10 protein-coding genes and 1 tRNA gene are annotated in these 12652 nt (G+C 57.8%); 9 read left to right on the top strand and 2 right to left on the bottom strand.

Going from position 1 to position 12652, the window contains the following annotated elements; translation table 11 throughout:
• Window positions 1–9 precede the first annotated feature (9 nt).
• The 3 genes from IG629_RS04910 (at window position 10) to IG629_RS04900 (ending at window position 1958) form a co-directional block, all read left to right on the top strand.
• Window positions 10–86, top strand: a tRNA-Arg gene (locus tag IG629_RS04910).
• A 373-nt stretch (window positions 87–459) separates the two neighbouring features.
• A complete protein-coding gene (locus IG629_RS04905) occupies window positions 460–1587 on the top strand; it encodes a porin (protein WP_193170869.1) in 1128 nt (375 codons plus the stop codon).
• Window positions 1588–1712: 125 nt separating this feature from the next.
• On the top strand, window positions 1713–1958 hold the full coding sequence (locus tag IG629_RS04900) for a helix-turn-helix transcriptional regulator (RefSeq protein ID WP_193170868.1): 246 nt from the start codon (window positions 1713–1715) through the stop codon (window positions 1956–1958).
• On the opposite strand, the gene IG629_RS04895 is transcribed toward IG629_RS04900, so the two are convergent.
• Complete coding sequence (locus IG629_RS04895) at window positions 1947–2930, bottom strand: DMT family transporter (protein WP_193170867.1); 984 nt, start codon at window positions 2928–2930, stop codon at window positions 1947–1949. The genes IG629_RS04900 and IG629_RS04895 overlap by 12 nt on opposite strands.
• 124 nt (window positions 2931–3054) lie before the next feature.
• Here IG629_RS04895 and abc-f point away from each other — a divergent pair, with 124 nt between their 5' ends.
• Together abc-f and IG629_RS04885 are read left to right on the top strand one after the other, a co-directional pair.
• The gene (gene abc-f / locus IG629_RS04890) at window positions 3055–4932 is read left to right on the top strand and encodes a ribosomal protection-like ABC-F family protein (RefSeq protein ID WP_226886463.1); all 1878 of its coding nucleotides are present in this window, start codon (window positions 3055–3057) and stop codon (window positions 4930–4932) included.
• A gap of 18 nt (window positions 4933–4950) precedes the next feature.
• Window positions 4951–6543 (top strand): rhodanese-like domain-containing protein, encoded by a 1593-nt coding sequence (locus IG629_RS04885; protein WP_193170865.1) that lies wholly within the window; start codon window positions 4951–4953, stop codon window positions 6541–6543.
• Between the two features lie 30 nt (window positions 6544–6573).
• Here the strand turns inward: IG629_RS04885 and metC are convergent, their stop codons facing one another.
• Window positions 6574–7758 (bottom strand): cystathionine beta-lyase, encoded by a 1185-nt coding sequence (metC, locus tag IG629_RS04880; RefSeq protein WP_193170864.1) that lies wholly within the window; start codon window positions 7756–7758, stop codon window positions 6574–6576.
• Window positions 7759–8142: 384 nt separating this feature from the next.
• Here metC and IG629_RS04875 point away from each other — a divergent pair, with 384 nt between their 5' ends.
• From IG629_RS04875 to IG629_RS04860, 4 genes are all read left to right on the top strand, one after another.
• Window positions 8143–9186 (top strand): amino acid ABC transporter substrate-binding protein, encoded by a 1044-nt coding sequence (locus IG629_RS04875; protein ID WP_193170863.1) that lies wholly within the window; start codon window positions 8143–8145, stop codon window positions 9184–9186.
• Between the two features lie 84 nt (window positions 9187–9270).
• Window positions 9271–10473, top strand: a complete 1203-nt coding sequence (locus IG629_RS04870; RefSeq protein WP_193170862.1) for an amino acid ABC transporter permease — start codon at window positions 9271–9273, stop codon at window positions 10471–10473.
• A 3-nt stretch (window positions 10474–10476) separates the two neighbouring features.
• Window positions 10477–11832: an amino acid ABC transporter permease gene (locus IG629_RS04865; RefSeq protein WP_193170861.1), complete on the top strand. Its 1356-nt coding sequence runs from the start codon at window positions 10477–10479 to the stop codon at window positions 11830–11832.
• Between the two features lie 56 nt (window positions 11833–11888).
• Window positions 11889–12652 (top strand): amino acid ABC transporter ATP-binding protein (locus IG629_RS04860; protein ID WP_193170976.1); only part of this gene is annotated, 764 nt, incomplete at its 3' end.

Genomic DNA, 12652 nt, shown 5'->3' with positions numbered 1-12652 from the left:
AGTCTTTGCGGCCCCGTAGCTCAACTGGATAGAGCACCGGACTTCTAATCCGACGGTTGCAGGTTCGAGTCCTGCCGGGGTCGCCAATTTCCATTACTTCATCCCGAAAACGAGATTCCGCTGCCGTTTCAGGTGAGCGGGCAACGGCTATTGGGCCGAGCCGTTGGCGCGTTGGCACCTGAATCTCTCTTAAGTGCGGGGATGGTTGTTTTTCAATACCTTGCAAATTGATACGATCTGTTTCCGGAAGGGAAATTATCTCTTTATTCCTTGTAAACCGTGCAGTTTCCCTCGCGTCACGCCCAATTCACAATTTCGTGCCAAATGGCATTATTGTACAGAGCTGTACTTATTCGCATCTGAGGGCAACCGGTCAGCCGAAAACTTTCTGCTGCCGGTTCGTTTTTGACATCAGACAGCACGTTGGCGGGCGGTCCCGTCGGTGCATGGGGATAACGGATGAAAAGCTTTGTTCAGCCCAAGCGGGCTCTGCTCCAGACCACGACGCTGGTAGCGGCGGGACTTATCGTTACGGCTGTTCCCGCAGATGCAGCGGAAAAACTCAAAGTCGGTGTCGGTGGCTATGCCGAACAATGGTTCGGCTATACGGACATCCAGGACGACGGGAACAGCACACAGGATCTTTCGGGATTCGACGTGAAGTCGGACACGGAGATCCATTTCACGGGCTTCACCACGCTGGATAACGGTCTTGAGGTCGGGATCAATGTCCAGCTTGAGGGCAACACCAGCGGTGACCAGATCGACGAGAGCTATCTCACCGTCCGTGGAAAATTCGGTCAGATCGATATCGGCGATGAAAATTCGGCGCTCTACAAAACGCACGTCGCGCCAAAGGAATACGGCATCGGGATCAATTCCGGCGACACCGTTGAATGGGAGCTGAACGGAAACACTTCAATCAGTGATTCCGGTTATTTCCGGGCGCCTTTCGGCGGAACCTACATCGAGCCGGGCCGGGCCAACGACTCAACCAAACTGACCTACTACACCCCACGTATCGAAGGCTTCCGCGTCGGTCTGTCCTATGCACCCGACAGCACCCAGGACAGCAATGTCCTGCCGGACCGTAACAACAGCAGTCTGACGGACGGTGTCATGGCCGGGATCGACTATTCCCATGATTTCGATGGCGTGAAGGTCGCGGCGTCTGCCGGCTACGGCACGTTCCTTGAGACATCGGGCAACAATCCGGAACCGGAAGCCTATGCCTTCGGTCTCACGGTTGATTATGCCGGGCTCCAGGTTGGCGGTTCATACGCCAGCTTCCAGGATTCCGGCGTCAATGACGGCGACGCTTATGTTGTCGGTGCAGCCTATGATTTCGGAGAGTTCGGCGTGAGCGCCACTTACCTCCATGGTGAGCGTGACGGTCTTGCCGGAAGTTCAGCTCCGGCCAGTGCGCAGGCGGACCGGGACACGTTTGCTTTTGGCGGACGTTACATCCTCGGTCCGGGCGTTTCCCTGGAAGGAACGCTCGGCTATTCAGAATATACAAGCGACACAGCCGGTGTCGGAGACGTCGAGGCGGCTTATGCCATAACAGGCATCAGGCTTACCTTCTGATTAAATGGCGGGCTGATTAAACGGCGGGGAGGGGCGCAACCTGCGCTCCTCCCGGTTCGACATGACGATTTCTCCGGTGCCATCGTCCTTGAATGCGCATATAATGCGCTTCTCAAGGAGGCGGCATGACGTCCGGTGAATTCAAAAAGCTGAGAAAATTCCTGAAGCTCTCGCAGAAGGAAATGGCGGAGGCGCTGGGTCTGAAGCGCCGCATGATCCAGTATTATGAAAAGGGGGAGCGTGACGGTGAGTCGCTCGATATCCCCAAAGCAGTTGAACTGGCTTGCTATGCTCTCGCGGCCGGTGTGCGTGAATACACCTTCGTTGCCCCGAAAAGTCCTCCCAAGCGAGCCGAGATTTCAGCTCTGTGACGCAACCTGCGCCTGTCGCCGCCGGACCCGTTCTCGGTGCAGGATATAGAGCCCGCTGCTGATCACCAGCGCCGTTCCGCCCAGGATCCAGAGATCCGGGACATCCCCCCAGACGAAGAAACCGATCAGCACGGCCCAGATCATGCTGGTGTATTTGAACGGTGTGACGAATCCGGCTTCGCTATAGCGGAATGCCTCGATCATGAGGAACTGCGCCGCGCCGACAAAGATACTGCTCACTGCGAACAGCAGGATGTGGGCAACGGCAACGGGCTGCCAATCGGTGAACGGATAGCTGGCGAAGCCTGAAAGCGTGACGAAACTCATGCCGACAGCCAGCATGGAGAGGGTGCTCTCCGTCAGGTGCATCTTGCGGGTCACGATATCCCGGAAGGACCCCATGACGGTCGCGAACAGGGGCAGCAGCGCCACAGCGGAAAAGGTCTCGGGTGTCGGTTTCACCATGATCAGCACGCCACAGAACCCGATCAGGATCGCCATCCAGCGCCGCCAGCCGACCTGTTCGCCCAAAAGAGGGACGACAAGTGCCGCTGTCACGATCGGGCCCGCGAAAGCGATGGCCGTTGCATCGGCAATGGCCATGAGTTTCAGCGCCCAGATGAAGCTGTAAGTGCTTAAAACTATGATGGCGGCACGGGTGAGCTGGAAGCGCCAATGGGTGACGCGAAGCTGGCGCCGCCGTCCGGTCATGAATGCGAACCCGAAAATCAGCACCAGAACCAGCACGCCACGCAAAGCAATGAGCTGTCCGACCGGATAAACATCGGTCAGCCACTTTGCGATCCCGTCATTCAAGGTCACCAGACCGATGCCGCCGGTCATGCAGACAGCACCGTACATCCACCCGAGCCTCGGACTCTCGTCAGGAGTGACGAGCGGTGCGGCGACCGGCGCAACGGTAGAGGCGGGCGAGATCGAGCCCCCTGCGATGATTTCTTTTTTCGGAGACACGGAGAAGTCCTTTGGCAGAACTCAGACCCTCTACCTATCACCCTGAATTTGCAAGCAGACTCGCTCGGGATTGGCGCGGGTCGGGGCAAGTGCTATCAGGCGTGCCATGATCCAGATTACAGACATGACTTTCCGCATTGCGGGCCGCACCCTTTTCGATTCTGCATCGGCGACGATTCCCGACGGCCACAAGGTCGGGCTGGTCGGCCGGAACGGTACCGGCAAGTCCACTTTGCTGAAATTGCTCACCGACACCTATCATCCGGATGGCGGCGATATTTTCGTCAGCGGCGGCCGTGGTGTGGAAGATCCGATCGGCATGGTGTCCCAGGAAGCGCCGAGCGGGCCGGACACACCGCTTGAGGTTGTGCTGCGCGCCGACAAGGAGCGGGAACGGCTGATCCAGGAATCCGAAACCACCCAGGACCCGATGCGGATTGCCGAGGTGCAGACGCGGCTTGCCGATATCGGCGCCCATGCCGCGCCGGCGAAAGCTGCATCTATTCTGGCCGGCCTGGGCTTTGAGGACTCTATGCAGTCCCAGCCCATGTCGAGTTTCTCCGGCGGCTGGCGCATGCGTGTCGCGTTGGCGGCGGTGCTGTTCGCGGAGCCCGAGATCCTGCTGCTCGATGAGCCGACGAACCACCTTGATCTTGAAGCCACTGTCTGGCTGGAAGCCTATCTCGCGCGGTATCCGAAGACATTGGTGATCGTCAGCCATGACAGGGGCCTGCTGAACAAGGCGGTCGATGCCATCCTGCATCTCGAAAACAACCAGCTGACCCTCTATCAAGGCGGCTACGACCGGTTCGAGAAGACCCGGGAAGAGCGGCTTGCCCAGGTCGAGGCACAGCGCACAAAGCAATCCGCTCAGCGCAAGCATATGGAAGCCTTCATCGAGCGCTTCCGCTACAAGGCCTCGAAAGCCCGTCAGGCGCAAAGCCGGATCAAGGCGCTCGAGAAGATGGAGAAGCTGCCGGACGCGGTGAACGATCCGACCACCCGGTTCTCATTCCCCAATCCGGAAGAGCTGCCGCCGCCTTTGGTGACATTCGATAACGCCAGTGTCGGTTACGAGCCCGGAAAACCGATCCTGAGCGGTCTCGGTCTGCGTATAGACGGTGACGACAGGATTGGGCTGCTTGGCCGGAACGGTAACGGTAAATCGACGCTCGCCAAATTGATCGCAGGCAGGCTCCCGAGATTTGATGGCGAAGAGCATCGGACGGCAAAGCTACGGGTCGGTTTCTTCGCCCAGCATCAGGTCGAGGATCTGGATCCGGAAGGTACGGCAGCCGATCATATGGCCCGGCTTATGCCAGGTGCGGCTCCGGATAAGGTCCGGGCGCGGCTCGGCGGTGTCGGTCTGGTGCAGGACAAGCAGACCACCAAGTCGAAGCATCTCTCCGGCGGTGAGAAGGCGCGTCTGACGCTGGCCCTGATCACCTATGACAGCCCGCACGTTCTGATCCTCGATGAGCCCACCAACCATCTGGATATCGATGCTCGCGACGCTTTGGTGCAGGCGCTGAACGACTATACCGGCGCTGTGATCCTGATCAGCCATGACAGGCGCTTGCTCGAGCTTACGGTCGACAGGCTCTGGCTCGTCTCGGGCGGGACCGTGAAGCCTTATGAAGGCGATCTCGACGGATATCGGGACTGGCTCCGCCAGGAAGAGCGTGCCGCGGCTCGGGCTGGGAACGGCTCGGCTGGACCGGAGAAGAAAAACGACCGCAAACAGGCCCGCAAGGACGCGGCGGACCGACGCAAGCAAACCGCGGATCTCCGCAAGCGGGCCCGCGAGCTGGAAAAAAACATCGAGAAACTGAACCAGCGTAAAGCCAAACTCGAAGCACAGCTCGCCGATCCAAAGCTGTATGAAGGACCGACATCGGACATGAAGGCGCTGATCCTGAAGAAAGAAACAGTGAATCAGGAGCTGGAAGCCGTGGAAGCGGAGTGGCTGGAAGCAGAAGCGGCTCTGGAAGAAGCAAAATAAAGCGGGAGGAGGGCAGCCATGGCCCGGACGATCAACGCGCGCGAACTTCACGATGCGCTCTACGGAACCGGTGAAATTGCCCTCATTGATGTAAGGCCGGAAGCGGTATTCGGTGCGAACCATATCCTTCTCGCGGCAAACATACCTCTCGGTCTGCTTGAACTGCGCATGGCCGATCTGGTGCCCCGGCTTTCCGTATCCGTTGTCCTGTGCGATGGCGGAGAAGGATTGGCGGAACTCGCGGCGCAGCGCCTGGCCGATCTCGGCTATACTGATCTATCCATCCTTGAAGGCGGCGTGAATGCCTGGGGAGCGGCCGGTCTGGAGCTTTTCAGCGGGCTCTATGTGCCGAGCAAGGCCTTCGGCGAATATGTCGAGCACGAATATGAAACCCCGTCCGTCTCCGCCGAGGAGCTGCACCAGATGATGGAGCAGGGGGAGGATATGGTGGTGCTGGATTCGCGGCCGATGGGCGAGTTCACCATGATGAACATCCCGACCGGAATCGACATGCCCGGTGCGGAGCTGGTCTATCGGGTGCAGGAAGCGGCGCCGGATCCGGAAACGACAATCGTGGTCAATTGCGCCGGCCGGACCCGGAGCATCATTGGTGCACAGTCTCTGATCAATGCGGGTGTCCCGAACAAGGTGGTCGCGCTGCGTAACGGCACGATGGGATGGCATCTGGCGGGGTATCAGCTTGAGCATGGCAACATGCGTCCGCCGCCGGCAGTCAGTCCTGAGGGAGGCGATCTTGCGCGGCAACGGTCCCGGGCCGCGGCAGACCGGTTCGGCGTTCGGCGTGCCGACGCCAACATGCTGCAAGGGTGGCGGTCGGAATCGGCCGATCGCACACTCTATGTCCTCGATGTCCGGACAATCGAAGAGTTCGAGGCAGGGCACATCGCAGGGTCTCGACATGCGCCGGGCGGGCAGCTCGTGCAGTCGACTGATAGCTTCATGGCGACGCATCGTGCGCGCGTGGTTTTGGTCGATCCGGAATTCGTTCGGGCGGAAATGTCCGCGAGCTGGCTTCGGCAACTCGGTTGGGAAGAAGTCTATGTCCTAGAGAGCGGGCTTGATGGCCAAAATTTGGAGAAAGGCTCGCGTGCGTCTGTATTGCTCGGGGATCTGCCTTCCGTTGATTTGGTGTCCCCAGAAGAGGCCAAGCGAAATATTGAAGCCGGCGCCGCGTTCATTGATCTGACCCGCAGCCTTGACCATCGGGACAATCACCCGGAAGGGGCACGATGGGGCAAACGCGAGACTCTTGATCACGATCTGAAAACCATCGGTGCCGCCGAGGCTGTGCTGACAGCGGCGGACCCCCGGCTGGCAACGCTCGCCGCAGGGGATCTGGCCGACTCGGGAATTCACTGCCTGGTGATCGACGGCGGAAGCCGTGCCTGGGAATCTGCCGGTCTTCCAATGGCGGCGGGCATGGGAGCGCCGCTGGCGCCCCTGGACGACGTTTTCATGCGTCCCTACGACAAGAACGCAGGCAAAGCAGAGATGGAGCGGCGGATGAACGCCTATCTCACCTGGGAAGTGGGGCTGGTCGACCAGATCGGGCGCGCCGGCGGCATCAGTTTCCAATCCTATCGGACCTGAGCACGCCGGCTTCCGTTTTGCCGACTTCCGCTATGTAAGCGCGGCCATACGCTCGAAACCGGCCTCAAGATCCGCGATGAGGTCGGCTTCATCCTCCAGTCCTGCATGGATGCGCAAAAGCTGCCCTTGGGCATCCCATTTTGTTGCGGTACGCGCCGCGGCAGGATCGCCCGGGAGAATTAGGCTTTCATAGCCGCCCCAGCTCGCGCCCATGCCGTAGAATTCGAGCCCGTCGAGGAACGCGGCGAGAGCCGTTTTCGATACCGGATTCAGGATAAAAGAGAACAATCCGCTGGCTCCGGTGAAATCCCGCTTCCAGATATCGTGCCCGGGGCAGGAGGGCAGGGCCGGGTGCAGGACGCGCTCGACTTCAGGTCTTTCCTGCAGCCACTTCGCCAGCGTCAGTGCCGTCTCTCCGTTCTGTGCCAGCCGTACGGCCATTGTCCGGAGGCCGCGTTGCGCCAGATACAGGTCATCCGGTCCGGAGCAATTTCCCTGCATGTAAACCATATCGCGGATCGCGTCGGCATGGGCGTTGCGGCTGACAATGGTTCCCATCATGATATCGGAATGGCCGCAGATATACTTCGTCACAGCCTCGACAACGATATCGACACCGTGCTCCATGGCATTGAAATAGAGGGCTGTAGCCCAAGTGTTGTCCATGATGACGGTCGTGTCGTGCTGATGTGCGATGGCCGCAAGTTTCGGGACATCACAGACCTCGAATGACATGGTGCCGGGAGCCTCCAGATAGACGATTCTGGTCTCCGGCAGAATGTGCTCGGCGAGCAGCTCCGGTTTCATCGGGTCGAAATAACTTGAAGAGACCCCGAACCGTTTCAGAAAGCCCTCGGCGAATTTCCGTGTCGGGAAATATACGTTATCGGCCAGCAAAATATGGTCACCGGCAGACACCTGGCTGAGGATTGCGCAACAGATTGCAGCGAGACCGGAAGAGACCGCGATAGCGTCTTCGGCACCGTACAGCGCGGCAACAGCCTCTTCGAAGGAGCGGCTGGTCGGCGTTCCGCGGCGTCCATAGCGATATCCATCGAATCCCGGTTTCCGGGACGCCTCAAGTTCCGCGAGCGTCGGCTTGAGAATCGTAGAGGCATGATAAACCGGCGGGTTGACGACTCCATGGTTGCGGTGCGGGTCGCGCCCTGCATGGGCGACAATTGTGCGCATTCGAGTTTTGCTGCCGGTTTTCATCTGATCTCCGAAAATTTTGAGGGTTATCTGGAAGAATCTGCATTTGAGATTTTATTGTCAAAAAAGCTCGGATGTCCGCCGAAAATCCTCATGAGTTGCAGTAACGGCACGGACATTACTGAACGTCCGGTTCTTCTCGCACTTGCAAAACACTGCAACAGCGTGTTGGAATTAGATCTACTGTCATGCAGACCGGCTCCAAGGCCGCCCATGTTTCGCTCAAGATCAGCGAATTAGAGGCGACGAGAAAAGCCGAGAAGCCGGAAAACATGACGGTGAACAACGACCGGGATCAACGGGGGCGATCCTAAAGTCTTAGTCAGGGGTATGCAGACCGGGACAACCGGCCGTCGTTAACCGAAACATAACAGGGTGGGTTTCAGGATGAAGAAACTGAGTCTTTTAGGCCTTGGCCTTGGCATGATGGCCAGCCTTGGCTTCACAGCCGAAATGGCGTCCGCGCAGAGCACGCTGGACATCGTGAAGCAACGGGGTCATCTGCGGTGCCAGGTCGGCACTCCGGCCCCGGGCTTCTATCAGCTCGACGAAAAGGGTGACTGGTACGGAAGTGACGTGGCCATCTGCCGCGCCGTTGCCGCCGCGATCTTCGATGATCCGAGCAAAGTTGAATTCCAGTCCGTAACCAGTGCGGTGCGCTTCACCGCCATGGCCAACGGCGAGTCCGATGTGCTTTCCCGCACCACGACGTGGACGCTGTTCCGCGACACGCAGCTCGGCCTCGATTTCACGGCAGTCAACTTCTATGACGGCCAGGGCTTCATGGTCGACAAGGACCTCGGCGTGAGCAGCGCTCTTGAGCTCAAGGGCGCAACTGTTTGCGTGCTGACCGGCACCACGACCGAACTGAACCTGACCGACTTCAGCCGTTCCAACGATCTTGCGATCGAGCCGGTTGTCTTCGAAGATTCCAACGTTCGTGACGATACCTTCGCCAAGGGCGGCTGTGACGCGATCACCAACGACAAATCCAGCCTTGCTTCCACACGTGCGAAGTTCCCGGATGCGTCCAAGTACGTCGTTCTCCCGGAAACGATTTCCAAAGAGCCGCTTGGCCCGGTTGTTCGTCAGAACGACTCCCAGTGGATGGACATCGTGAAATGGACCGTCTTCGCTCTGGTTCAGGCCGAGGAAATGGGCATCGACAGCACCAACATTCTGGACATGGCGGCCAATCCGTCTACTCCGGAAATGGCGCGTATGCTCGGCACTGAGGGTGACCTGAACAAGGGGCTCGGTCTTGAGAAGGACTGGGTTGTCCGCATCATCAAGCATGTCGGCAACTACGGCGAAGTGTACGAAGAGTACATGGGCACCAAAGGTGAGTTCGCCATTGGCATCCCGCGCGACGGTAGCCCGAACGCGCTGTGGACGAATGGCGGCCTGATGTACTCCCCGCCGTTCCGGTAAGATATCCAATACAGCAGGCCCGGCCGGTAATCGGCCGGGCCTCTGTTCTATTGGACGCAAAAACCTTACTCGGAGATCGGCTATATGGCTGTCGTTGACAGAGGGGCGTCGGGACAGGGTTCATCGTTTTCAGTAATTGTGAACGACGAACGTTACCGATCCATATTTTACCAAATTATCGTGTTCGCAGCCGTAATGTGGGCCGGCTGGTACCTATTCACGAACACGTCCGAAAATCTCGAAGCGCGTGGGATGAGCGCTGGGTTTGACTTCCTCGGAAGTACCGCCGGATTCTCGATCGCATTCTCAATTATTCCTTACGAAGCCGGTGACAGCTACCTGTGGGTCTATCTGGTAGGCATCACCAACACGCTTCTGTTGTCGTTCCTTGCCATTGTGGCGACGACACTTCTTGGATTTTTCATCGGCATTCTGCGGCTTTCCAAAAACTGGATGGTTGCGCAGCTTGCGTCCTGGTACGTGGAAATCTTGCGGAACACGCCGCTGCTGCTGCAAATCCTGTTCTGGTATCTCGCTGTTTTCGCGATCCTGCCGCGACCAAAGCAGAGCCTGGACGTTCTAGGCCTTGAGATTTTTCAGCTGAACAACCGGGGTTTCTATTTCCCCGCGCCGGTCCCTGGCGAGCTTTTCTGGCTCACCATGGTCACACTTCTAATCTCTGTGATCGTTGCTTATGGCATCGCGGTTTGGGCCAAAAAACGGCAGAACGCGACTGGTGAAAGGTTCCCGGCTTTTTGGACCGCTGTCGGCATAATTATCGGGGTGCCGCTGTTGGTCTTCCTGGCGACCGGTTCTCCATTGCAGTGGGATATTCCGCTCCTGAAGGGGTTCAATTTCACTGGCGGATCATCGGTCCCTCCGGCTTTCCTGGCAGTGTTCATCGCCCTTGTTATCTACCATGCTTGTTTTATCGCGGAGATGGTGCGGGCGGGCATCCTGTCGGTCAGTCACGGTCAGACTGAAGCCTCGTATTCCCTCGGGTTGAAACCGGGACTTACGCTGCGGTTGGTCATCATTCCGCAAGCCATGCGAGCAATCGTTCCGCCGTTGATCAGCAACTGGATGAACGTGGTCAAGAATTCGTCCTTGGCAATTGCCGTGGGCTTTCCTGATCTCGTTGCGGTCTTCATGCAGACCTCGCTTAACCAGTCCGGTCATGCGATCGAGATCGTGGCCATGGTGATGTTCTTCTACATGACCGTCAGCCTGACGATTTCCGGGGCATTGAATTACTACAACAAGCTCGTTCAGTTGAAGGAGCGGTGAGCCATGACAAATCTTGACGCATCGTCTTCAGAAGTCATCTTCCAGCCAAAACCCAGCCTGCCGCCGCCGCCGAATACAGTCGGTGCCATTGGCTGGATCCGGAAGAACCTGTTCAGTAGCCCCTTGAATGCATTCCTGACCATCCTGTCGCTCTATGTGATCTGGGTCGTCGTTTCGAACACCTTCGAGTGGGCGATCGTGAATGCCGTCTGGGAGGCCAACTCGCGTCGTGAATGTCTCGACAAGGTTGGGCTTTCGGGAGCGTGCTGGGCCGGTGTCAGTCATTGGATGAAGAACTTCATCTATGGCCGCTATCCGGATGAGGAAGTTTGGCGGATAAATCTCGGTTTCGGAACACTCATCCTCTGGATGCTGCCGTTCTGGCTTCCGCGGGTGACATCGAAGATCGCAATTGGCGCATCCGCCATCCTGATCTCTCCATTCCTCCTCGGCTATCTGTTCGCCGGGGGCGAAAAGGGGCTGTTCCTGCAGGTCATGGTCTCTGTTGCGATCACATCCTTCGTTTTCTGCTGGGCCCATACCGTGTCGTCCATGGTCACGGGGAAGTCGCTCTGGGCGAGTATCGTTCAGGCCAGCGGGTTTGCCGCAAAGCCAGAAGCCACTCAGAAATATCCGGTATTTGCTGCGTTTCTGGTTGTGTTCGCCGTCGCTTTTACATGGCAATCCAGCTGGAATATCACATCGCAATCAACCAACCTCTGGGGCGGTTTGTTTGTCACTTTGGTGATTTCCGGGATCGGGATTGCGGTTTCATTGCCGGCCGGGATTGTGCTGGCTCTGGGCCGCCGATCGAAAATGCCGGTCATCCGGGTTTTCTGCGTGTCCTTTATCGAGCTGTTCCGATCTGTGCCGCTGATCACCGTGCTTTTCATGGCGGTTACCATGGTGCCGCTGTTCCTGCCTGAGGCAATCAACCCGGTGAAGATCGTTCAGGCGATCATCGCGGTTTGCATCTTCTCCTCGGCCTATATGGCGGAAACGGTGCGTGGTGGCCTGCAGGCCATTCCGAAAGGGCAGTATGAGGCAGCGCAGGCTCTGGGCCTGAACTACTGGAAAATGATGACGCTGATTGTCATGCCGCAGGCCCTGAAACTGATGATTCCGAACATTGTCGGCAGCTTTATCGGGCTTCTGAAGGACACCACACTGGTCTCCATCGTTGGCTTGTATGATCTGCTTCTGATGTTGAAGGCAGTCAGTCAGAACCCGCAATGGAACGGCATTCATACGGAGCCGCTTGTCTTCGGAGCATCTTTGTATTTCGTTCTCTGTTTCATCATGTCGAAATACAGCCAGCATCTTGAACGGACGCTGGGAGCAGGGCAGGTCCGGAAGTAATCCGGACAGGCCCATTCCTTTTCAGCGTATCGAGCCAAGGAGTTAACAAAATGAGCATGGACGCTCAGGTAGAATCCAAACCATCGGTCAAGTCCACCAAGGGCGATGAAGTCGTCATTGAATTGCTTGGCGTGAATAAATGGTACGGAGAGTTCCACGTCCTCAAGGACGTCAATCTCTCGGTTCATCAGGGTGAGAAAATCGTTATCTGCGGTCCGTCCGGGTCCGGTAAATCGACTCTTATCCGCTGCATCAACCGTCTGGAAGAGCATCAGGGCGGGGACATCATCGTCAACGGCGTGACGCTCGACAACAACCTGAAGAACATTGATGCGATCCGCAGCGATGTCGGCATGGTGTTCCAGAGCTTCAATCTTTTCCCGCATCTGACGGTGTTGGAAAACTGTACGCTGGCCCCGATCTGGGTGAAGCAGACGCCGAAGGCGCAAGCTGAAGAGCTGGCGATGGAGTATCTGAAGCGGGTGAAGATCCCGGAGCAGGCCAGTAAATATCCGGGTCAACTTTCCGGCGGTCAGCAGCAGCGTGTCGCCATTGCGCGCTCTCTCTGCATGAACCCGCAGATCATGCTGTTCGATGAGCCGACCTCGGCCCTCGATCCGGAAATGATCTCCGAGGTGCTGGACGTGATGGTTGAGCTCGCGGAATCAGGCATGACCATGCTGGTGGTGACCCACGAGATGGGCTTTGCCAAGCGGGTGGCGGATCGCGTGATCTTCATGGATTACGGTGAGATCGTCGAACAGAACACACCGGAAGAGTTCTTCACGAACCCGCGTTCGGATCGGACAAAGCTGTTCCT

Origin of the sequence: Nisaea nitritireducens, assembly GCF_014904795.1 — a bacterium.
GTDB lineage: Bacteria > Pseudomonadota > Alphaproteobacteria > Thalassobaculales > Thalassobaculaceae > Nisaea > Nisaea nitritireducens.
Note: the sequence above shows the minus strand (reverse complement) of the source record. Positions and strands in the feature narration are given on the sequence as shown.